At 63.4% G+C, this 21,468-nt stretch carries 18 protein-coding genes; 11 read left to right on the top strand and 7 right to left on the bottom strand.

Annotation, left to right across the window (positions count from 1 at the left end):
- Positions 1-271: 271 nt before the first annotated feature.
- From hutH to P3T21_RS16950, 8 genes are all read left to right on the top strand, one after another.
- Entirely contained in the window at positions 272-1,792 is a 1,521-nt protein-coding gene (gene hutH, locus P3T21_RS16985; RefSeq protein ID WP_429257086.1) for a histidine ammonia-lyase, read from the top strand.
- Between the two features lie 12 nt (positions 1,793-1,804).
- A complete protein-coding gene (gene hutC, locus P3T21_RS16980) occupies positions 1,805-2,500 on the top strand; it encodes a histidine utilization repressor (protein WP_429257085.1) in 696 nt (231 codons plus the stop codon).
- 32 nt (positions 2,501-2,532) lie between these two features.
- Entirely contained in the window at positions 2,533-4,221 is a 1,689-nt protein-coding gene (gene hutU, locus P3T21_RS16975; RefSeq protein WP_429257084.1) for a urocanate hydratase, read from the top strand.
- A 3-nt stretch (positions 4,222-4,224) separates the two neighbouring features.
- The gene (locus P3T21_RS16970) at positions 4,225-4,878 is read left to right on the top strand and encodes a HutD/Ves family protein (RefSeq protein WP_429257083.1); all 654 of its coding nucleotides are present in this window, start codon (positions 4,225-4,227) and stop codon (positions 4,876-4,878) included.
- 62 nt (positions 4,879-4,940) lie between these two features.
- Positions 4,941-6,161, top strand: coding sequence for an imidazolonepropionase (hutI, locus tag P3T21_RS16965; RefSeq protein ID WP_429257082.1), 1,221 nt, complete (start codon positions 4,941-4,943; stop codon positions 6,159-6,161).
- A gap of 37 nt (positions 6,162-6,198) precedes the next feature.
- Complete coding sequence (locus P3T21_RS16960) at positions 6,199-7,593, top strand: formimidoylglutamate deiminase (protein ID WP_429257081.1); 1,395 nt, start codon at positions 6,199-6,201, stop codon at positions 7,591-7,593.
- A gap of 80 nt (positions 7,594-7,673) precedes the next feature.
- On the top strand, positions 7,674-8,489 hold the full coding sequence (gene hutG / locus P3T21_RS16955) for an N-formylglutamate deformylase (protein ID WP_429257080.1): 816 nt from the start codon (positions 7,674-7,676) through the stop codon (positions 8,487-8,489).
- Positions 8,490-8,803: 314 nt separating this feature from the next.
- Positions 8,804-9,472, top strand: coding sequence for a hypothetical protein (locus P3T21_RS16950; protein ID WP_429257225.1), 669 nt, complete (start codon positions 8,804-8,806; stop codon positions 9,470-9,472).
- Between the two features lie 15 nt (positions 9,473-9,487).
- Here the strand turns inward: P3T21_RS16950 and P3T21_RS16945 are convergent, their stop codons facing one another.
- Entirely contained in the window at positions 9,488-10,339 is an 852-nt protein-coding gene (locus P3T21_RS16945; RefSeq protein ID WP_429257079.1) for a LysR substrate-binding domain-containing protein, read from the bottom strand.
- Between the two features lie 68 nt (positions 10,340-10,407).
- Between P3T21_RS16945 and P3T21_RS16940 the strand changes: the two genes are divergently transcribed.
- Complete coding sequence (locus tag P3T21_RS16940; protein WP_429257224.1) at positions 10,408-11,673, top strand: aminotransferase class I/II-fold pyridoxal phosphate-dependent enzyme; 1,266 nt, start codon at positions 10,408-10,410, stop codon at positions 11,671-11,673.
- Between the two features lie 4 nt (positions 11,674-11,677).
- On the opposite strand, the gene P3T21_RS16935 is transcribed toward P3T21_RS16940, so the two are convergent.
- Positions 11,678-12,226: a hypothetical protein gene (locus P3T21_RS16935; protein ID WP_429257078.1), complete on the bottom strand. Its 549-nt coding sequence runs from the start codon at positions 12,224-12,226 to the stop codon at positions 11,678-11,680.
- Positions 12,227-12,344: 118 nt separating this feature from the next.
- Between P3T21_RS16935 and P3T21_RS16930 the strand changes: the two genes are divergently transcribed.
- Positions 12,345-13,238, top strand: coding sequence for a helix-turn-helix transcriptional regulator (locus P3T21_RS16930; RefSeq protein ID WP_429257077.1), 894 nt, complete (start codon positions 12,345-12,347; stop codon positions 13,236-13,238).
- Positions 13,235-15,130: a DUF3857 domain-containing transglutaminase family protein gene (locus tag P3T21_RS16925; RefSeq protein ID WP_429257076.1), complete on the top strand. Its 1,896-nt coding sequence runs from the start codon at positions 13,235-13,237 to the stop codon at positions 15,128-15,130. The genes P3T21_RS16930 and P3T21_RS16925 overlap by 4 nt, the downstream gene beginning before the upstream one ends.
- A 59-nt stretch (positions 15,131-15,189) precedes the next feature.
- Here P3T21_RS16925 and P3T21_RS16920 read toward each other — a convergent pair whose 3' ends face one another.
- From P3T21_RS16920 to glgC, 5 genes are all read right to left on the bottom strand, one after another.
- A complete protein-coding gene (locus P3T21_RS16920) occupies positions 15,190-16,341 on the bottom strand; it encodes a branched-chain amino acid ABC transporter substrate-binding protein (protein WP_429257075.1) in 1,152 nt (383 codons plus the stop codon).
- A gap of 294 nt (positions 16,342-16,635) precedes the next feature.
- Complete coding sequence (locus tag P3T21_RS16915; RefSeq protein ID WP_429257074.1) at positions 16,636-17,097, bottom strand: hypothetical protein; 462 nt, start codon at positions 17,095-17,097, stop codon at positions 16,636-16,638.
- Between the two features lie 150 nt (positions 17,098-17,247).
- Positions 17,248-18,129, bottom strand: coding sequence for a pyridoxal kinase PdxY (pdxY, locus tag P3T21_RS16910; protein WP_429257073.1), 882 nt, complete (start codon positions 18,127-18,129; stop codon positions 17,248-17,250).
- 245 nt (positions 18,130-18,374) lie between these two features.
- A complete protein-coding gene (glgA, locus tag P3T21_RS16905) occupies positions 18,375-19,835 on the bottom strand; it encodes a glycogen synthase GlgA (protein ID WP_429257072.1) in 1,461 nt (486 codons plus the stop codon).
- A gap of 48 nt (positions 19,836-19,883) precedes the next feature.
- Complete coding sequence (gene glgC, locus P3T21_RS16900) at positions 19,884-21,152, bottom strand: glucose-1-phosphate adenylyltransferase (RefSeq protein ID WP_429257071.1); 1,269 nt, start codon at positions 21,150-21,152, stop codon at positions 19,884-19,886.
- Positions 21,153-21,468: the final 316 nt, after the last annotated feature.

Raw genomic sequence — 21,468 nt, 5'->3', positions numbered from 1 at the left:
AATCACTGTCTTTTCGAGGTGAGCGCGCGCCGAAGACCTTTTTGTCCGGTTGCGAGGAGAGGTTTCTGGCGTGTATATACAAGTTATGGTGTCGTCTCATGAGGTAACCGGCCGATGCCAGCGCACTCGCCGGTGACATTGGGAGCCTCTAGATCGGGTATCAGTGCGCCTCTACTGGAAACCCCTAATCCCAATCTTTAAAAAACAAGTTGTATAGACAAGAACGCGACGCTAAACTTCAAACTCAATTGTATAGACAGGATTCTTCATCATGATTCTTACGCCCGGCAGCCTCACCCTTCCGCAACTGCGCGAAATTGCCCGCGAGCAGGTCACGCTCGAACTCGACCCGGCCAGCTTCGCGGCCATCGACGCCGGCGCGCAAGCCGTCGCGGATATCGCCGCGAAGGGCGAGCCGGCGTATGGCATCAACACCGGCTTCGGCCGTCTCGCCAGCACGCACATTCCGGCCGACCAGCTCGAACTGCTGCAACGTAACCTCGTGCTGTCGCACGCGGTCGGCGTGGGCGAGCCGATGTCGCGCCCGGTCGTGCGTCTCCTGATCGCGCTGAAGCTGTCGAGCCTCGGCCGCGGTCACTCGGGCATCCGCCGCGAAGTGATGAACGCGCTGATCACGCTCTTCAACGCCGACGTGCTGCCGGTGATCCCGGTGAAGGGCTCGGTCGGCGCATCGGGCGACCTCGCGCCGCTCGCGCATATGTCGGGCGTGCTGCTCGGCATCGGCGAAGTGTTCATCCGCGGCGAACGCGCTGCGGCAACCGAAGGCCTGCGCGTCGCCGGTCTGAAGCCGCTCACGCTGCAGGCGAAGGAAGGCCTCGCGCTGCTGAACGGCACGCAGGCATCCACCGCGCTCGCGCTCTACAACATGTTCGCGATCGAAGACCTGTTCCGCACGGCGCTCGTGTCCGGCGCGCTGTCGGTCGATGCGGCGATGGGTTCGGTCAAGCCGTTCGACCATCGCATTCACGCATTGCGCGGCCATCAAGGTCAGATCGACGCAGCGGCGGCGTATCGCTCGCTGCTGGAAGACTCGGCAATCAACGTCTCGCACGCCGATTGCGACAAGGTGCAGGATCCGTATAGCCTGCGCTGCCAGCCGCAGGTGATGGGCGCGTGTCTCGACCAGATGCGCCACGCTGCCGACGTGCTGCTGATCGAAGCGAACGCCGTCTCCGATAACCCGCTGATTTTCCCGGACACGGGCGAAGTGCTGTCGGGCGGTAACTTCCACGCTGAACCGGTCGCATTCGCCGCCGACAACCTCGCGCTCGCCGTCGCCGAAATCGGCGCGCTGGCTGAGCGCCGCATCGCGTTGCTGATCGACGCGACGCTGTCGGGTCTGCCGCCGTTCCTCGTCCGCGATGGCGGCGTGAACTCCGGCTTCATGATTGCGCACGTCACAGCCGCTGCACTGGCATCGGAAAACAAGACGCTGGCGCATCCGGCTTCGGTCGATTCGCTGCCGACGTCCGCGAATCAGGAAGATCACGTTTCGATGGCCACGTTCGCCGCACGCAAGCTCGCCGACATGGCGGAGAACACGGCGAACATCCTGTCGATCGAACTGCTCGCTGCTGCGCAGGGTATCGACCTGCGCGCACCGCACAAGACGAGCCCGAGCCTGCAACGTGTGATGCAGACCGTGCGCAGCGAAGTCGCGCATTACGAGCTGGATCACTACTTCTCGCCGGACATCGTGGCGATTACGCGCCTCGTGCAGAACGGCACGATCGCAGCGCACGCGCCGCTCTCGTTCGCATCCGAACAGTAAAGCCGACGCGACATGAACGCACCGGCTTATCAGGGGATCAAGGACTTCATCCTCGGCCGCATTCACGCGGGCGAATGGGCTGAAGGCGACCAGGTCCCATCGGAAAACGAACTTGCGCGCGAATTCAACGTCGCACGCATGACGGTGAACCGCGCGTTGCGCGAACTCACGTCGGAGCAGGTGCTGACGCGCGTGCAGGGTTCGGGCACGTTCGTCGCGCGGCCGAAGTACGAATCGACGCTGGTCGCGATCCGCAGCATCTCCGACGAAATCGTCGCACGCGGTCATCGTTATCACGCGAGCGTGCTGAACGTCGGTGCGACGATTGCGGACGAGATGCTTGCCGAAGAGATGCAGGTCAAGGCAGGCAATCCGCTCTTTCATTCGCGCGTGCTGCATTTCGAAAACGATGAGCCGGTGCAGCTCGAAGAGCGCTGGGTCAATCCGTCTGTCGCGCCCGAATACGCATTGCAGGATTTCACCAGCACGACGCCGAACCAGTATCTCGTACGCGTCGCGCCGCTACAGCGTGTCGAGTACCGGATCGAGGCGCTCGCCGCCGACGCCGATACGCGCACGCTCCTGACGATGGATCAAATGGAGCCCTGTCTCGTGCTGCATCGACGCACGTGGTCGCAGGGCCTGGTCGCTTCGGTGGCCAACTTATGGCACCCCGGCAGCCGTTATCGCTTCACCGGACACTTCTGAACTTTCTCTCTGGGCATTTGAGGGCCACCACCATGAACAACCCGAAACATATCGATCCGCGTCTCGACCCGACCCGCACGATCCGCGCGCCGCGCGGCAGCGAAAAGACCTGCAAGACGTGGATCGCGGAAGCCGCGTACCGCATGATCCAGAACAATCTGGATCCGGAAGTCGCCGAGCATCCGCACGCGCTCGTGGTGTACGGTGGTATCGGGCGCGCCGCGCGTAACTGGGATTGCTTCGACCAGATCCTCACGTCGCTCAAGGACCTGAACGAAGACGAAACGCTGCTGATTCAATCGGGCAAGCCGGTCGGCGTGTTCCGCACGCATGCTGATGCGCCGCGCGTGCTGCTCGCGAACTCGAACCTCGTGCCGCACTGGGCGACGTGGGAACACTTCCACGAACTCGACCGCAAGGGCCTGATGATGTACGGCCAGATGACGGCCGGTAGCTGGATCTACATCGGTAGCCAGGGCATCGTGCAGGGCACGTACGAAACGTTCTTTTCGGTGGCGAACCAGCATTTCAACGGCGATCCGTCGGGCCGCTGGATCCTGACGGGTGGCCTCGGTGGCATGGGCGGCGCGCAGCCGCTGGCCGCGACGATGGCAGGCTTCTCGATGATCGCCGTCGAATGCGATGAGACGCGTATCGACTTCCGTCTGAAGACGCGCTACGTCGACAAAAAGGCAGCGACGCTCGACGAAGCGCTCGCCATGCTCGACGAGGCGAAGAAGGCCGGCAAGCCGGTGTCGATCGGCCTGCTCGGCAATGCGGCCGACGTGTTCGCGGAATGCGTGACGCGCGGCATTACACCGGACTGCGTGACCGACCAGACCAGCGCGCACGATCCGATCCACGGCTACCTGCCGCAGGGCTGGAACGTCGAAGACTGGCGTGAGCGTCAGAAGACGGTGCCGGACAGCATCGTGCTTCCCGCCAAGCAATCGATGGCGAAGCAGGTGCAGGCCATGCTCACGCTGCAGGAACGTGGCGCCGCCACGCTCGATTACGGCAATAACATCCGCCAGATGGCGCTGGAAATGGGCGTCGAGAACGCGTTCGATTTCCCGGGCTTCGTGCCGGCGTATATCCGTCCGTTGTTCTGCGAAGGCAAGGGGCCGTTCCGCTGGGTCGCGCTGTCGGGCGATCCGGAAGATATCTACAAGACCGATGCGAAGGTCAAGGAACTGATTCCGGACGATCCGCATCTGCACAACTGGCTCGACATGGCGCGCGAACGTATCGCGTTCCAGGGCCTGCCGGCGCGGATCTGCTGGGTTGGCGTGAAGGATCGTTATCGTCTGGGTCAGGCGTTCAACGAAATGGTCAGGAACGGTGAGCTGAAAGCACCGATCGTGATCGGTCGCGATCACCTCGATACGGGTTCGGTCGCAAGTCCAAATCGCGAAACGGAATCGATGAAGGACGGCTCGGATGCTGTCAGCGACTGGCCGTTGCTCAACGCACTGCTGAACACGGCAGGCGGCGCATCGTGGGTCTCGCTGCATCACGGTGGCGGCGTCGGCATGGGTTTCAGCCAGCACTCGGGCGTCGTGATCGTCGCCGACGGCACGGACGAAGCGTCGAAGCGTCTTGGCCGTGTGCTGTTCAACGATCCGGCGACGGGCGTCATGCGTCATGCGGATGCCGGCTACGAACTCGCGCAGGAAACGGCGCGCGAGGCCGGTCTCAATCTGCCGATGCTGGGCCGCTGATCGATGGCCGATGCAGTCAACGCGACGCTGATTCGTGGCGTCGAACTCGTGGCGTCGCCGTGGAAGAACGGCGGCGGCGTCACGCGTGAAGTCGCGGCGTTTCCCCTCCAAAGGGGACTTCCTTCGGGGCGCCCCCCAAGGGGGCTTCCTTCGGGGCGCCCCGAAGGCGCCGCGCTCGATACCTTCCTCTGGCGCGTGAGTGTCGCCGACGTGGCGCAGCCCGGCCCGTTCTCGCGCTTTGCGGGCGTCGACCGGACGCTTGTGCTGCTGTCGGGCGCGGGCATGCTGCTCGACGACGCCGAAGGTCACACGCATGCGTTGACGCAGCCGCTCGACATCGCACACTTCAAGGGTGAAGCGTCGATCGACGCGCGGCTCGTCGACGGCGCGACACGCGACTTCAACCTGATGGTGCGTCGTGGGGCCGCCGCAGGCGACGTCGAGGTCTGGCGCGGCGAAACAGAGCACTCGTTGACGGCGGACGTCGTGTTGCTGTTCTGCGCGGCGGGGCCGGTTGAAATCACGCTGGATCAGAACGCCCCGGTTCATCTCGCGGACAACGACACGTTGCGCATCGACGCCCCACGAGGGTTGCGCTGCGCAGCGAAAGCTGCAAACGCGGGCGCCGTGCTCGCGATCGGCATTCGCTACACATGACGGACGCGCCTCGATATATCGGGGCCGCGTTTTTTTCGCATTTACATTGCAATGAGCAAGCGATGAAGCAAACCGTCTGGCATCACCTGAAGCTCTGCGCGCAGGGCGATCCGAATCAGACCCTCGACGACGCGGCGATCGCCGTGCGCGACGGCCAGATCGCCTGGCTTGGCGCGTCGCATGAACTCCCGAAAGAATACGAATCCTGGCCGCGCGAAGACCTGGGCGGCGCGTGGGTGACGCCGGGCCTTGTCGATTGCCACACGCATCTCGTGTATGGCGGACAGCGTGCTGACGAATTCGCGCAGCGGCTTGCGGGCGTGAGCTACGAAGAGATCGCGAAGCAGGGCGGCGGCATCGTCTCGACGGTACGCGCAACGCGCGCCGCCGACGAAGACGCGCTGTTCCAGCAATCGGCCGCGCGTCTCGAACCGCTGCTGGCTGAAGGCGTCACAGCCGTCGAAATCAAATCCGGCTATGGCCTCGATCTGGCCAGTGAGCGCAAGATGCTGCGCGTCGCGCGACGTCTTGGCGAGCGTTATCCGGTATCGGTCTACACGACGTTTCTCGGCGCGCACGCGTTGCCGCCGGAATTTGCCGGCCGTGCCGACGAGTACATCACCGAAGTCTGCGAACGCATGCTGCCGGCGCTCGCCGACGAAGGCCTCGTCGATGCAGTCGACGTGTTCTGCGAGCGCATCGGCTTTTCGCTTGCGCAAAGCGAGCGCGTGTTCGAGGCGGCGGAGCGTCGCAAGCTGCCAGTGAAAATGCACGCTGAGCAGCTGTCAAACAGTGGTGGTACGGCGCTTGCCTCGCGGCATCGCGCGCTCTCCGCCGATCACCTGGAGTTTCTCGACGAAGCGGGCGTTGCCGCGATGAAGGCGTCCGGCACGGTCGCCGTGCTGTTGCCGGGCGCGTACTACTTCATCCGCGAGACGCAACTGCCGCCGATCGATCTGCTGCGCCGTTACGAGGTGCCGATCGCGATTTCCACCGACAGTAATCCCGGCACATCGCCCGCCACCTCGCTGCTGCTGATGATGAATATGGCGACGACGCTTTTCCGCATGACCGTACCGGAAGTACTGCAAGGCGTGACGACTCATGCAGCGCGTGCGCTGGGCAAGGCAGAGCGACATGGCATATTGACGGTGGGACGTCCGGCGGATTTCGCAGTGTGGTCCGTCGATACGCTCGCGGAACTCGCGTACTGGATCGGCCGTCCCTTGTGCGCGCGTGTCGTGCGCGCGGGCGAGACGGTCTACACACGACGCAGCGCCTGACGTTGCAGAGCGCAAGCATCCCTCACAAGGTTCGAAGATGACACAATCCAGTCAATCGCTGTTCGCCGAACACGCGTATCTGCCAGGCGGCTGGCGTCGCAACGTGCTGCTCGAATGGAACGCCGAAGGCACCTTGACCACAGTGGCGCCCGACAGCACCGCGGCGACGCCCGGTGTTGCCCGTGCCGCAGGGCCCGTTGTGCCCGGCATGCCGAATCTCCATTCACACGCGTTCCAGCGCGCGATGGCGGGTCTCACGGAATACCGCGCCAACGCCACCGATACCTTCTGGAGCTGGCGCGACCTGATGTACCGTTTCGCCGCGCGCATCTCGCCTGATGGGCTCGCTGCAATCGCGCAGTGGCTGTACATCGAAATGCTGAAAGCGGGCTACACGTCCGTGTGCGAATTTCACTACGTGCATCACGCGCCTGATGGCAGCCGCTACGCGAACACCGCTGAACTGGCCGAACGCGTCGTCGATGCGGCGAAAGCGAGCGGCATCGGCATGACGATGCTGCCGGTGTTGTATCAGTACAGCGGCTTCGGTGCACGCGCGCCGCGTGACGACCAGCAGCGCTTCATCAACACGCCCGAGAGCCTGCTCGATCTGCTCGGCCGCTTGCGGACCGCGCGTGCCGAAGACGCATCGTTGCGTTATGGCGTCGCGCCGCATTCGCTGCGCGCGGTATCCGGGGATTCGTTGCGCGCATTGATCAGCGGCCTCGATACGATGCTGCCGGGCGCGCCGGTGCATATCCATATCGCAGAGCAAACCGCCGAAGTCGACGCGTGCCTCGAAACCGAAGGGGCGCGGCCGGTGCAGTGGCTCCTCGACCGCTTCGACGTCGACGCACGCTGGTGCCTCGTGCATGCGACGCACGTCGATGCTGCGGAAACCGCGGCACTTGCGAAGAGCGGTGCGGTCGCCGGCTTGTGCCTCACGACCGAAGCCAATCTTGGCGATGGCATTTTCCCCGCGCAGGAATACCTTGAAGCAGGCGGGCGCTTCGGCATCGGATCGGATAGCCACATTGGCGTCGACTGGCGTTCGGAATTGCGGCTGCTCGAATACGGGCAGCGTCTGTCGCGGCGCCAGCGCAACGTGCTGGCGTCGGCGGATGCTACGCATGTGGCCGATCGTCTCTTTGCCGCGTCACTCGATGGCGGTGCGCGCGCAACCGGTCGCGCGGTCGGCGCGTTGCAGACCGGCCACCGTGCGGACTGGCTCGTGCTCGATGCCGACCATTCGAGCGTCGCGGAGCACGCGCCTGACGCATGGCTCTCAGGTGTCGTATTCTGTGAACATGGCGAAACGCCGATTCTCGATGTGTATGCAGGCGGCGAAAAAGTCGTCGACAACCGCAGGCATCGTGACGAGGAGCGCGCATATTCGCAGTACCGTATTGCGCTCGCTGAACTGCTGAAATGATCCGCGAATCGCAGGGCCGGTTCACGGACCCGAACAACGAACCCGAATACGGCCCAGAACCGAACTGACCCTGGACTGACATGACTGCATCGAACTCCACGCCGGTTTTCTCGCTGCATCAGGGAAGCCTGCCGCTACTGATCTCGATTCCGCACGTCGGCACGCGCATCCCCGACGACATCGCCGCGACGATGACGCCGGTCGCCGCGCGCACCGACGATTGCGACTGGCATCTCGACCGTCTGTATGCATTCGCGAAGCGCCTTGGCGCATCGATCCTGATGCCGGCTTACGCGCGCTATGTGATCGACCTGAACCGTCCGCCCGATGGCGCCAACCTGTATCCGGGCCAGGACACGACAGGACTGTTGCCTGTCGATACGTTCGACAAGGAGCCGTTATATCGCGACGGTCACCTTCCAGACGAGGCCGAAATCGCACGTCGTCGCGATGCCTACTGGAAACCGTATCACGACACCATCGTGAGCGAACTCGCGGCGCTCAAGGCAAAACACGGCAAGGTGCTGTTGTGGGAGGCGCACTCGATCCGCTCGCACGTGCCGCGTTTTTTTGAGGGACGTCTGCCGGATTTCAACTTTGGCACGTCGAACGGCGCAAGTGCGGCACCGGGGCTGGCGGATGAACTGGCTGCCATCGTCGGGAAGCACGGGGGCTATACAGGCATTGCTAACGGGCGGTTCAAGGGCGGCTACATTACCCGTCACTACGGGCAGCCCGAGAAGGGTGTGCACGCGATCCAGCTTGAACTGACGCAGATCACGTACATGCAGGAAGAGATGCCGTATTCGTATGACGAAGCACTTGCCGCAAAGGTCGAACCCCTGCTTGAAACGCTGATGAAAGCCGCATTGGCGCGTGTGCTGGCCGCGACCTGAGCGCGCGCTACAGTCAAAAATCAAGCATATAACGCGCCAGGCATCTACGCCTGGCGCTGTCAGGCCTCGTGCGCGTTCGCGCGGTTCCTCGAGGCTTCATTTTCACGCGCAAGGAACGCAGTCCCATCGCATGGGTCAACAGAAAACGTCATGCGTCCCGGGTCGGGATGCAATGCATAAGTGCAACGCCCGCCCGCACGCGGGTTGCGCGCAGCACGGCGAAGCGACTACCCTTCAGGAAGATGACGCGCGCGGCACTGGCCGCGCGGTGGCGTGACGACGACATCGGGGGAGAAAAGATGGATGACCCGGCGATGGAAGATTCTGACGAAGCTCAGCTCACGGTCTGGCGGGCCAACCTGGTTCTGTTGACCCGCGAAGTGGGCGCAGCGTCGCGTCTCGCGCGGATGATGACCTTTTCCGCGAGCTATCTGAAACTGATGCTGGCCGGCCAGCGCGAATTCAGCGAGGAATTCGTGCGCGGTGTCGAAGCCGTGACTGGCCTGCCATCCGGCTGGATGGATTCGCCGCACGCGGCAGGCGATATTCCTGCCGGCGCGCGCTCGGCGATCGACAACGAATCGCCGCTCGCGCGCTTTCGCGGCACCGCGCATCCGGTACGCAAGAAGTCGGTGCTGCGTCCACCCGAACCGATCTTCGGGCAACCGGCGCCTTCGAAACGCGTCGAAGAGGAAGCGCTCGACGCGGAAGTGCATCGTCGCCAGGCGCATTTTCGCAAGGTGCGTGATCTGGCGATGCAGGACGTACGGCGTTTCGAGCGTTACCTGAGCCATCCGCCCATTGAACTGGCCGCTGTCCGCGCGAAAGTGGAAGACGTACTGGCCGCGACCGATATCGATGGCCACGTGCATGCCGATCTCGCAGGGCGGCTCGAACAGATCGAGAAGCATCGGCATCTGTTGCTGCGGCATGTCGAAAAACTGCAGGAATTGCTGGCGCTGCTGGGCGAAGGGGGTGAATAAACGCCGGGCTGGGTGCTACCTGTGCAGTTCAGTCAGAATCTGCCCAGCGAGAAAGTCGCAGGGCGGTCTGTTCGAACGTGCGCTGCGCGCCAGCACGATTTCGAGGTCGGGCAGCTTCGGCAAGCCGTGCAGTCGCCCTAGCTGCACGAGATGCTGCGGCACCGCGCAGCGCGCAAGCGGTGCGACCGCAAGGCCGGCTTCGACCATGCTGAAAAGCCCCATCAGACTCGGACTTTCATACGACGTGCGATAGGCGATTTTCGCGCGCTGCAATGCGTGGATCGCATTGGCGCGCGCCACGCTGCCCACACCAAATACCGCAATCGGCAACGGCCGTTCCTTCCAGATCTCGCGTCCACTCGCGGCGCCTGCCCACACCATCGGCTCGAAGCGGATGAAATCGCCGTTCAGGCCTTTCACACGCGTCATGCACGCAAGATCGATCTTGTTGTCGCGTACCAGTGGCGCGAGCGCGCTGCTCGGCAGACCCATCACCTGAATCTCGACCTTCGGATACGTAGCCGAAAATTTCCGCAGCACCGCAGGCAGCAGCGACGCAGCATAGTCATCCGGCACGCCGATCGATACGCGGCCCTTCACCTCGGGATGAACCATTGAAGCCCACGCTTCGTCGCGCAATGCGAGCATCTGACGCGCGTACGCGATCAGCACGAGGCCGTCCTGCGTCGGCGTGACGTTGCGTGGGCCACGTACGAAGAGCGGCTTGCCAAGCGCTTCTTCAAGCGAACGGATCTGCATGCTCAAAGCCGACTGCGAGCGATGCACGAGCACCGCACCGCGCACGAAGCTGCCGGCGTCGGCGATCGCGACTACCATCGAGAGAACATCGAGATCGAGTGCTTTCATCGGTATCAGAAAATCTGATCGAAACGTTCAATATAACGCGTTTGTCTGAACGCAGGGTGGTCGGCATACTGGCGACACTTCAACCACGTGCCGCTGCGCGGCCGGAGACCGACGTCATGCCGATGACTTACGACGACTTCAAAAAACTGGGAATGCGCCTCGACATGTCGCGCGGCAAACCAGCGCCTGAGCAACTGGATCTGTCGCGCGCATTGCTCGATGAAGCGGGCACGGTGGGATTTTTATCGCGTGACGGCATCGATTGCCGTAACTACGGACACGGTCTGGGCTTGCCCGAGGCGCGCGAGTTCGGCGCGGAACTGCTGGACGTGCCGGCTGCGCAGGTCGTCGCGGGCGGCAACTCCAGTCTCGAACTGATGCACGATGCGCTGGCCTTCGCGATGTTGCATGGCATGCCGGATGGAGACGCGTGGTGCAAACAGAACGGTGTTTCATTTCTTTGCCCGGCACCAGGTTATGACCGCCACTTCGCGATCTGCGAGGCGCTCGGCATTCGCATGATTACCGTGCCGTTCAACGACGACGGCCCCGATATGGATTTCGTCGAAGCACAGGTGCGTGACGATGCGTCGATCAAGGGGATCTGGTGCGTGCCGCTTTATAGCAACCCGACGGGCACGCTCTGGTCGGCGGAAGTCACGCAGCGCCTTGCATCGATGCCCGCGGCAGCAGCGGATTTTCGTGTGATGTGGGACGACGCGTACCGCTTCCATCATCTGACCGACACACATCACGCGACGCCGAACCTGATCGAGGCCTGCTCGCAGGCCGGTCATCCGGATCGCGCGCTGGTGTTCGCGTCGCTGTCGAAGGTGACGCTCGCGGGCGCTTCAGTTGCATTTCTCGCGTCATCGCAGCGGAATATCGCGTGGTGGCAGAAGCACGTATCCGTGCGTACGATCGGGCCGGACAAGCTGAATCAGTTGCGTCATGTGCGTTTTCTGCGTGACCGTGCCGGGCTCACGCGTTTGATGGTGCGGCACCGCGCATTGCTGAAGCCGAAGTTCGATGCGGTCGCAACCCTCTTCGGCGAACTGCTTGGGAACGTGCCGGAGGTGTCGTGGAATGAGCCCGAAGGTGGCTACTTCATCAGCCTGTACGCACCGCGTGGCCTCGCGAAGCGTACCGTCGAGCTCGCGGCCGATGCCGGCCTTGTGCTCACGCCGGCAGGCGCGGCCTACCCATACGGCGTCGATCCGGATGATCGGCACCTGCGCATCGCGCCGTCATTTCCATCGCTCGATGAAGTGCGGCAGGCGGCGCGGGGCATCGCACTCTCGTTGTTGCGCGCGATCGAGGAAACCCGTCGCTGAACGATCAGCGCATACGGCGGCCGAGAAACGCCGCCTCGAGCCGCCACGTCACACCATCCGGTTCCAGCGCGACGCCGGTCCAGCGGAACGAATCGTCCGTGATATCGGTGAAATTCCAGCGGATCGGCGTGCCGTCCGCATGCGTGCCGATCTGGACGATATCGCGACCCACGCGCCGGCCAGTCAGTTCGTTGCGCTGGCCGGTGACGGGATTGAAATACGTGACACGCCACGCACGCAGCGCAGCATCCCAGATGCGCAGGGTCGTGCCGTACATGTTGTTGTCGGCGCCGGGTGCCGGTATGCGCTGGCTGCGTCGCGGCATGATCCAGACATCCTGCACCGCACGGCCTTCGAGTACCCAGGCGAAATGCACTTCGCCCGTCATCCGCCGTGCGCTCATGTCGACGCGATAGTGGAGCACGTCCAGTTCCCAGCTCCCGACCAGCCAGCCGTAGGCGTCATCGGATCCGGTGATTTCTGCTGCGCGGCCATCGGCAACCAGTGCCGGGGAAAAGCCCTGTTTCAGGTGCGCTTCGGTAACGTTCATCATTCGTTCTCCGGTATTCCATCCCTAACGTCGATCGGGTGTCGATCGGGTCACGCGCAGCAAAACCGCGTTTGCTGCCGATGTGATAAAACAAGAATACCGACCGGGACGAGGTGAAATCTTGGGGAAAATTGCCGCAGAACTGGAAGAGGCGCTGATGCAGCGCGCGCTAGAAGGCGTGCGCGGCCAGACGGTCCCACGCACGCTGGCGACCGGCGATGGCTGGGAAATCCGCGACATGCTGTGCACATTCGGCCCGCAGGACCGCCCATTCGAAGAGCGGCATGAGGGCGTGTGTATCGCGATGGTCGTCGCCGGATCGTTCGGTTATCGCGCGGATGCTGGCCGCGAGTTGTTGACGCCCGGTTCGCTGCTGCTCGGCAATGCAGGCGAATGCTTCGAATGCGGCCATCGGCATGGCGCGGGTGACCGATGCCTGTCGGTCAGTTATGCACCCGCTTATTTTGAGCAGCTCGCTGCCGACGCGGGTGTGCGCCGCAGCGAACGCGCATTCCGCCGTGTACGCGTGCCGCCGCTGCGCGCGCTCTCGCCGCTGGTCGCCCGGGCATGCGCGGGCGCGGGCGGAGCAATGCCTACGCCGTGGGATGAATTCGTCGTTGAGCTTGTGGCCAGGACCCTGAACGTCCTGGCAGAAAGCAGGCGAAGCGCGGTGCAGCCATCCGCAGCAGCATGGTCGCGTGTCGCGCAGATCGTGCGGATGATCGACAGCGAGCCCCACGCCACGCACACGCTGGGCGAACTTGCCCGCGCGGCGAACATGAGCGAATTCCACTTTCTTCGTACGTTCCAGCGCGTGACCGGCGTCACACCGCATCAGTACGTGCTGCGTGCACGTCTTCGTGCGGCGGCGCTGCGTCTTGCTGACGATGCAGCGAAGATCGTCGACATCGCGCTCGATTGCGGCTTCAACGACGTGTCGAATTTTAACCACGCTTTTCGCACGGAGTTCGGCGCGAATCCGCGCGCGTATCGAGCCGGCGTGCAACGCGTATGAGCAGCCGTGGCGCGTTGCCGAGGCGGGCAGTCGCAGCTTGTCTGATCTTTTGCTGTGCGCTTTCTGCCGCGCATGCGGAAGACTCTGCGAACATCAAGGACATTCCACCTTCGACGCTCGAAAGTGACGTTCATCTGTTTATCGTGCAGAAGGACGGCTCAATCGAGGAACGCGACGACTCGATCCTGCGTGCCAATACGACGAGCGGCGTCGACGATATCGCGCAGCGTTACGTGTGGTTCAACAGGGACATCGAGCAGATCCAGTTGCTGACAGCGGAGACGATCGGGCGCGACGGCGTAGCGCGTCCGGTAGGACCGGAAGGCATTCGCGATGTGCAGGAACCGCGCTCGGCTGGCGCACCGACGTTCCAGGACGGCGTATTGCGAACCGTCATTTTTCCGGGCGTCGAACCGGGCGCGCGCGTGCATCTCGTGTTTGGCAAAAAACGCACGAAACCCCTTCAGGCAGGGACTTTTTCGTATTTTGTGGAGCCGACGCGTGAACCTGTCGAGTTCCAGCAGCTGATCTTCGATCTGCCGTCCGACGTGCCGCTTCATGCGGACGCGCGCGGCTACGTTGCGCTCGACCCGGTGACGGAAAACGGCCGCACCCGCTACACGTTCGAATATCGTCACGGTCCGTATGTGCCGACCGAGAGTGGGGCAGTGGGCTATGTGACGTGGGGCGACCGGCTGATGATTTCCACAACGCAGGATTACGCTGCGTTTGCAGAGCGTTATCGTTCACCCGCGCTAGACCCCACCGTGAACGATCCTGCAATCGTGGAGCTTGCGCGCTCGCTCACCGCGCAGACAGACGACTCGCGCACGAAAGCGCAACTGCTTTACGACTGGATGCGTTTCAATGTGCGCTACGTCGCGCTCTTTCTGGGCGAAACAGCGGCTGTGCCGCACCGCGCGACCGACATCCTGCGCAACCGCTACGGCGACTGCAAGGATTATGTCGCGCTGTATGGCGCGCTGCTCGCTGCGGTCGGCATCCGAAGTGAGGCGGTACTGCTGAATCTCGGGCCGATCTACACGTTGCCGTCGGTGCCAGGATACGGCGCCAGCGCGATCAATCACGCCATTCTCTGGATGCCCGACCTTGCACTCTACGCTGACGCCTCGGCGGGCGGAACCGCCTTTGGCTATCTGCCGCCGGGCGTAATGGATCGACCGGTGCTGCTGGTGAACGAGGGCGTGCTATCGCGCACGCCGGCCGTGCAGCCTCGCGCGCGCAGCGCGCGGCTGCAGTTCGACGTCGGCACAGACGGAAACGCGGCGTACACATATCGTGTCGAAGATTCCGGCTCGACGGCGGAACCCGAGCGGAATATGTTCCGCCGCTCGACGCGCGCGCGGGCACAACAGATCGCCGCCGAGCGCTTGCGTCAGACCGGTCTGCATGGCACGGCGCAGGTGCGCACGGGCGATCTCAGCGCGACGCAAGGACCGTTCACGAGCACGATTCAGGGCACCGTCGAGCATTTCGCATGGCCAGATGGAACCACCGCGCTGCCGGCACTGACGAGCCTCTCTGGCGGCATCGCGACGCAGGTGCTCGCATGGCTTGCGGAACCGGTGCGCACGCAACCGTATGTATGTATCGGTGGAGACTTCGACGAGACGGCGCAGATCACGCTGCCCGCCAGCGTGCGCGTGACCGACATCCCGCGTGACACGGCGGTGCACGACGCATCGTTCGATTACGCCTCGCACTATGTATACGATCCAGTCTCACGGACGTTGCAGATCACGCGGCAACTGCACGCCGCGTTTCTACATCAGATGTGTTCGCCGGAAGAGTTTGCTGCGGCGCGTGCTGCGCTGATCAGGATCGAACGCGACGCGTTTTCACAGGTCATTGTGAAGGCAACGGGCGGATGAGATGCGGTCACGCTGTCTCGCGGAAAACGCGAGACAGCGTGAGAACCATGAGGCCTGACTTAAATCCCGCTCTTGGTCACAATCGGCACCCACGTACCGCTCTTGACCTGATACAGCGTCGAAGAAGCGTTCTTGAGCGCGCCGGTGCTATCGAACGCGATCGGTCCCGTGATGCCTTCGAAGCTGATGCCCTTCAGCGCCGGGCGGTATACGTCAGGCGTCGTCGACTTCGCTGTCTGCATGGCCTTGATCGCCGCCCACGCCGCGTCATAACCGAACGGCGAGTACGACAGGATATCGACGCCGAAGCGCGTCTTGAACTTCTGCGAAAAGTCCTTGCCGCCCGGCAGTTGTGACAGCGGTCTGCCATATTCCCAGGCCATCACGCCTTCGGCCGCATCGCCGGCGAGCTTGACGAACTCGGGATCCTGGACCCCGCCGCCGCCAACCAGCTGCGCCGTCATGCCCAGTTGCTTCATCTTCTTCGCAAGCCCCGCTGCCTGCGTATCGAGACCGCCGAAGAAAATCAGGTCTGCGTTCGTCGACTTGATTTTCGTGAGTTGCGTGCTGAAATCCACGGCCTTGTTATCGGTGTATTCACGCGTAACGATCGTGCCACCCTTTGCCTTCACGGCTTTTTCGAACTCGTCCGCTTCGCCCTGACCGAACGCGGTGCGGTCGTCGATGATCGCGATGCGCTTCGCCTTCGTGACTTCGACTGCATAGACGCCCGCGTTGCCGGCGTTCTGCGCATCGGTGGAAATCACCATGAAGGTATTGGCGAAACCGCGGCCCGTGATGGTCGGGTTGGTCGCGGCCGGGTCGATCACGGGAATGCCGGCCTGCTCATAGATCTGCGAAGCGGGGATCGTCGTGCCGGAGTTGAAATGGCCGACGACCACCGATACGCCCTGGTCCACGAGCTTCTGCGCGGCCTGCACGCCGATGCGCGGGTCGGCCTGATCGTCCTCGGAAACGAGATCGAAATGCGCGACCTTGTCGCCGATCTTGATCTTCTGCGTATTCGCCTCGTCGATCGCGAGCCGTACGCCGTTCTGCAGGTCTTTCCCATAGCCGGCGTTAACGCCCGTCAAGGGCGCGGCAAAGCCGACCTTGACCGGCAGATCGTCCGCAAAGCTGGACAGCGGTGCGATCGTCAGTGCTGCGCCGACCAGCACGGCGAAGGGTTGCATCGTCTTGCGAAGACTCATGTTCTCTCCTTCCATCGACAAGGTTCAGGGACGAAATCCGACGGTACGGGCAGCGCGAACGCAACGGAAGAAGCGGGTCGCGGCCACCCTTATCGAAGTGATCAAGCTGGCGCGAATATAGAAAGCCAATTTGAGCCCGTCTTGGCAGTTCGCGGCGCTTTGACTGCGCATTTCAGCACAGACCGCGAAGGCGCGAGACCAGGGTATGACCTCAGGGACAAGAGGTCTGGCAGTCGCAGGCGGGGGCGGCGGCCCCGGCAGCCGGAAGCCGGCGCGCGTGCGCCGGCCGGCATATCAATGCTCGCCTTGCAGGCGAAGCAGTTCTTCGCGCAGGCGGATGAGCGGTTCCTTGACGTCTTCCCCGGCCCACGTGTCGAGATCGTCGATTGCGCGCATGCAACCGTCGAGGACCACGTCAAGATCGACCGGCACGCCGTTCGCGATCGCGAACTGGATCGTCTCGGCGAATTGCTGGCATTCGTCTTCGCCGTAGGAGATGTCGAGATTGTCCGCGATGATTTCGGCGATATTGCTGCGCGCCTTGTCGTCGGCGGTGACGAGATCGATGATGCCGCTTGATACAGTGGGGGAATAGTAGAGCGCAATGTCGAGCCATTGCGCGGGATCGAAACCGGCTTCGTCGAACTGGTTCTCGAAGTACTCGATCGCTTCCTGTTCGTGGGCTTCGTCAGCGTCGACGCTGATGCACAACTGCTCGAAATACTCTTCCCGCTCGCTGCGGATGTGTCCGTCCATCGGTGCCTCTCTGCCTTGTTGCGGATGGTGCGTTTGATACGATCGATACGCTGGATAGGGGCGAACGCCCCGGGCACGAATTATAGGACGTTGCGCGGCTGTGCATCCGCACGGGCCCGGATGCACATCGCGGTGCGGTTCAGCGCGGGCTCAATCTGCATCGTTCACGACCCACGCATCGAACCAGTCACGCGGATGTGCAATTTCATCCTGCGCGGCGACCAGTTCGAGTTCATAGCGATGCGCTTCCCACGTCGCCTTGACGACCGCATTGACCGCTGCAACCGTATGTTCGAACGCCGAGCGCACCGGATCGCCGAGCAGCGTGCGCGCGACGAACACCGCGCTCGTCAGATCGCCGACACCGACCGGCTGGCGCGCGAACGGATACAGCGGACGCTGTCCCATCCACGCTTCGCGCTCAGTCACGACGAGCATGTTAAAGCGGTCGGCAGGCGTGTTGCGGTCGAGCAGATGCTTCACAAGAATGATTTTCGGGCCACGCCGGATTATTTCGCGGCAGGCGGTGACGGCTTCCTCGACCGTTTCGATTTCGCGTCCGGCAAGCCGCTGCAATTCGACGTGATTGGGCGCCATGCCGTCGGCGACTTCCGGCATGGTGCGCACCAGAAACTCCTGGATGCCCGGTTCGACCTTGCAGCCGCCCGCCGCACCGCCCGGCGCTGAACCCATCACCGGATCGCAGAAGTACCACGCGTTTGGATTCGCGGCTTTCACGGCGCGGACGATTTCAACGACAGCCTTGCCCTGGTCAGGCGCGCCCAGATAGCCCGATAGCACCGCATCGCAGCGTGGCAGCACGCCGATCGCGCCGATGCCTTCCACAAGGTCTTCCATCTGCGCGGCGTCGATCGCGCTGCCGGTCCAGTGGCCGTATTGCGTGTGATTGGAGAACTGCACCGTATTGAGCGGCCACACGTTGACGCCGAGGCGGCGCATCGGGAACTCTGCGGCGCTGTTGCCCGCATGGCCGAAGACGACGTGCGACTGAATACTCAGGACGTTTTTCATGATGTGCTTCGCCGGCGCGGACCACGCGCGCCGTTGGTGGAAACGTGGACAAGGGATGCGCGACCTGAATGCTGGGCGCACAGCGTCACGATGCAAACCGTTGACGCGTGCTGCAGCGCATTCAGGAACAATACCCGAGTTTTGGCGCGTGCGGAGCCGGTCCGGCCCCGCGTTGTTGCGCCGAACCATCACGTTGGGGCGTTTTCGCGACTGCCCCGGCGCGCAGCCATTGCGCAGCGAAGGCCTCAAACGAGCCCGCGATACAGCGCCAGGTATTGTTCCGCCGAAGCGCCCCAGCCGAAGTCCTGGCGCATCGCGCGTTGCTGCGTGGCTTTCCAGTCGGTGCGGCGCGCGTATAGCGCGAACGCACGGCGGATCGCGCTGCAGAGCGCGTCGGGCACGAACTGGATGAACACAAAGCCCGTCGCGAGATCGTCGGCGAGATTTTCGAGCGACGCATCGACCACGGTATCGGCCAGACCGCCTACGCAATGCACGAGCGGCAACGAACCGTACGCGAGCGCGTAAAGCTGCGTGAGCCCGCACGGCTCGAAGCGCGACGGCACCGCGATCACGTCGCTACCCGCGACGATCTGGTGCGCGAGCGGCTCGTCGAAACCACGTTCGACCGCGACTGCATCCGGATGCGCCTGCGCGACGCGCAGCAGGCCGTTTTCGAGCGCCGCGTCGCCGGTGCCGAGCACGACGAGCTGACCGCCTCGCCTGATGATTTCAGGCAGCGCCGCGAGCAGCAGGTCGAGACCTTTCTGCTCCGTCAGGCGGCTCACGACGCCGAACAGCAGCGCATCGCTCTTTTCCGCGATGCCGAAGCGCTTTTGCAGCGCTTCCTTGCACGCCCGTTTGCCGGCGAGACGCGAACTCGTGTAGCGCGCGGGCAGGGCGGGGTCGTTGGCGGGGCACCATATCGAATAATCGACGCCGTTCAGAATGCCGCTCAGATCGTGCGAACGCTCTCGCAGCAGCGCATCGAGCCCGCCGCCTTGTGCGAGCGTCTGGATTTCGCGCGCGTACGTGGGGCTGACGGTGGTGATCCGGTCGGCGTAGTACAAGCCCGCCTTCAGGAACGACAGCTGGCCGTAAAACTCGACGCCGTGCATGTTGAAGAAATCCGCCGGCAGGCCCAGTTGCCCGAACTGCTGCGCCGGAAAGATGCCTTGATACGCAAGGTTGTGCACGGTGAAGATGCTGCGCGCGACAGGCTTGCCCCGTTCGCGTTCGGCTGCCTTCAGGTACGCAGGCGCGAGGCCCGCATGCCAGTCATGCGCATGAACGATCTGCGGCGCCCACGAAGGATCGACGTGCTGCGCAAGCTGTGCCGCCGTCCAGCCGAGCAGCGCGAAACGCTGTGCGTTGTCGCCGTACGGCACGTGGTCGTCGTCGAGATACGGATTGCCGTGACGCGTGTACAGCTCGTCGGCGCGGATGATGTAGACCTGAAGGCCTGTCGACGGCAGCGTGCCGAGTTCGAGCGTCACGTGGGCCGCGCCGAACCGCCTGCCCAGTTGCGCAACAGGCCGCAGATCGGTGAGGCCGCTCACGACCGGCGGAAAGCCCGGCAGCAGCGCCCTGACATCGGCGCCACGTTCGATCAGCGCGGGCGGCAGGGCGCCGACCACGTCGGCGAGTCCACCGGTTTTCAGGAGCGGATACAGCTCGCTCGCGACGTGCAGGACGCGCGTCGTCATAAGTGAGACTCCTCGTCGATACGATGGTTTGCGCCATGCTTGTGGCGTCTAGCGTGCCGCCTGTCGTCGCAGCGCCTCCGGGGTGACGAGCACGACGCCGCTCTCGGTACGATAGAAGCGCTCGCCGTCCTGCGCCGGGTCTTCGCCGATCACGGTGCCTTCCGGAATCGTGCAGCCGCGGTCGATCACGACCTTGCGCAGCCGGCAGCTCGGTCCGATCGTCACCTGTGGCAGCAAGACTGCCTCATTGATGTTACAGAACGAATTCACGACGCAGTTCGACGACAGCACTGAGCGCGAAATCTGCGACCCGGAGATCACGCAGCCACCGCAGACGATCAGGTTCGTCCCGGAACCCTGCAGCCCGTTCAGGTCGCGCACGAACTTGGCGGGCGGCAACTGCTGCATGTGCGTCCAGATCGGCCAGTTCGGGTCGTACAGGTCGAGCGTCGGGATCGTCGAGGCGAGATCGAGGTTGGCCGCCCAGTACGCGTCGATCGTGCCGACGTCGCGCCAGTAGGGTTCCGTCTCGTTGCCCGTCGACACGCACGACATGCTGAAAGGATGCGCGATCGCATGCCCCTGCGTGACGACGCGTGGCAGGATGTCCTTGCCGAAATCGTGATCGGTCGCGGCGCTCGTGATGTTTTCCTCGAGCAGCGTGTAGAGGTAATCCGCGTTGAACACGTAAATGCCCATGCTGGCGAGCGCGACGTCCGGGCGGCCAGGCATCGCGGGCGGATCGGCGGGTTTTTCGACAAAGCCGGTCACGCGCCGGTTTTCATCGACGTGCATCACACCGAACGCCACCGCCTCCATGCGCGGCACCTCGATGCAGCCGACCGTGCAGTCCGCGCCGTTTTCGGCGTGGTCCATGATCATGCGCGTGTAATCCATCTTGTAGATGTGATCGCCCGCGAGCACGACGACGTATTTCGGCCGGATCGAGCGGATGATGTCGAGGTTCTGGAACACCGCATCGGCCGTGCCGCGATACCAGTGCGCGCCTTCGACGCGCTGCTGCGCAGGCCACAGGTCGATGAATTCGTTGAATTCGCCGCGCAGGAAACCCCAGCCGCGCTGCACGTGCCGTATCAGCGAATGCGCCTTGTACTGCGTGACGACCGCGATGCGGCGAATGCCCGAATTCAGGCAGTTCGACAGCGCGAAATCGATGATCCGGTATTTGCCGCCGAAGTGAACGGCCGGTTTGACGCGCTTGTTCGTGAGCGGCCCGAGGCGGGTACCGCGGCCGCCGGCCAGAACAATGGCGAGCGTGGAGCGTTGCAGATCGTTGAGGCTTGCCGGAGTTTCCATGTTTTCGTCTCCATGATTGTTTCCCCGGTTGCAATGCCATTGTTGTTATCGCAACTTCGCCTGACAGTTTTAGCATTGAATCGACGCCCACGCATAGTCTGGATTGTGTGGAGGCGGGAGACGCTTTCATGCCTGCTGGCGCTCCCAGTATCGCCCCGATCGATCCCGTGTGCGAGTGCGGTGTACCGCAAAGCGTGGGTTTTTAGGGCGCAATCAGCGTGCCACGGTCAGACTCGCGTAAGCGGGTGGCGGCCTTGCCGGCACGTCTGGCGCGCGCGACGTAGAATCGGCGGCTTCCCGATGGCGGTCGTTTCGG

Source organism: Paraburkholderia sp. GAS334 (assembly GCF_050436625.1).
Lineage (GTDB): Bacteria > Pseudomonadota > Gammaproteobacteria > Burkholderiales > Burkholderiaceae > Paraburkholderia.
This window is presented reverse-complemented; position numbering and strand designations above follow the sequence as displayed.

Coding starts and splice junctions, on each gene's coding strand:
- P3T21_RS16920 (WP_429257075.1), bottom strand. CDS start 16,341: ATGAGTCTTCGCAAGACGATGCAACCCTTCGCCGTGCTGGTCGGCGCA.
- glgC (WP_429257071.1), bottom strand. CDS start 21,152: ATGGAAACTCCGGCAAGCCTCAACGATCTGCAACGCTCCACGCTCGCC.
- hutC (WP_429257085.1), top strand. CDS start 1,805: ATGAACGCACCGGCTTATCAGGGGATCAAGGACTTCATCCTCGGCCGC.
- P3T21_RS16950 (WP_429257225.1), top strand. CDS start 8,804: ATGGAAGATTCTGACGAAGCTCAGCTCACGGTCTGGCGGGCCAACCTG.
- P3T21_RS16915 (WP_429257074.1), bottom strand. CDS start 17,097: ATGGACGGACACATCCGCAGCGAGCGGGAAGAGTATTTCGAGCAGTTG.
- P3T21_RS16960 (WP_429257081.1), top strand. CDS start 6,199: ATGACACAATCCAGTCAATCGCTGTTCGCCGAACACGCGTATCTGCCA.
- P3T21_RS16970 (WP_429257083.1), top strand. CDS start 4,225: ATGGCCGATGCAGTCAACGCGACGCTGATTCGTGGCGTCGAACTCGTG.
- glgA (WP_429257072.1), bottom strand. CDS start 19,835: ATGACGACGCGCGTCCTGCACGTCGCGAGCGAGCTGTATCCGCTCCTG.
- P3T21_RS16925 (WP_429257076.1), top strand. CDS start 13,235: ATGAGCAGCCGTGGCGCGTTGCCGAGGCGGGCAGTCGCAGCTTGTCTG.
- pdxY (WP_429257073.1), bottom strand. CDS start 18,129: ATGAAAAACGTCCTGAGTATTCAGTCGCACGTCGTCTTCGGCCATGCG.
- P3T21_RS16945 (WP_429257079.1), bottom strand. CDS start 10,339: ATGAAAGCACTCGATCTCGATGTTCTCTCGATGGTAGTCGCGATCGCC.
- hutG (WP_429257080.1), top strand. CDS start 7,674: ATGACTGCATCGAACTCCACGCCGGTTTTCTCGCTGCATCAGGGAAGC.
- hutH (WP_429257086.1), top strand. CDS start 272: ATGATTCTTACGCCCGGCAGCCTCACCCTTCCGCAACTGCGCGAAATT.
- P3T21_RS16935 (WP_429257078.1), bottom strand. CDS start 12,226: ATGATGAACGTTACCGAAGCGCACCTGAAACAGGGCTTTTCCCCGGCA.
- hutU (WP_429257084.1), top strand. CDS start 2,533: ATGAACAACCCGAAACATATCGATCCGCGTCTCGACCCGACCCGCACG.
- hutI (WP_429257082.1), top strand. CDS start 4,941: ATGAAGCAAACCGTCTGGCATCACCTGAAGCTCTGCGCGCAGGGCGAT.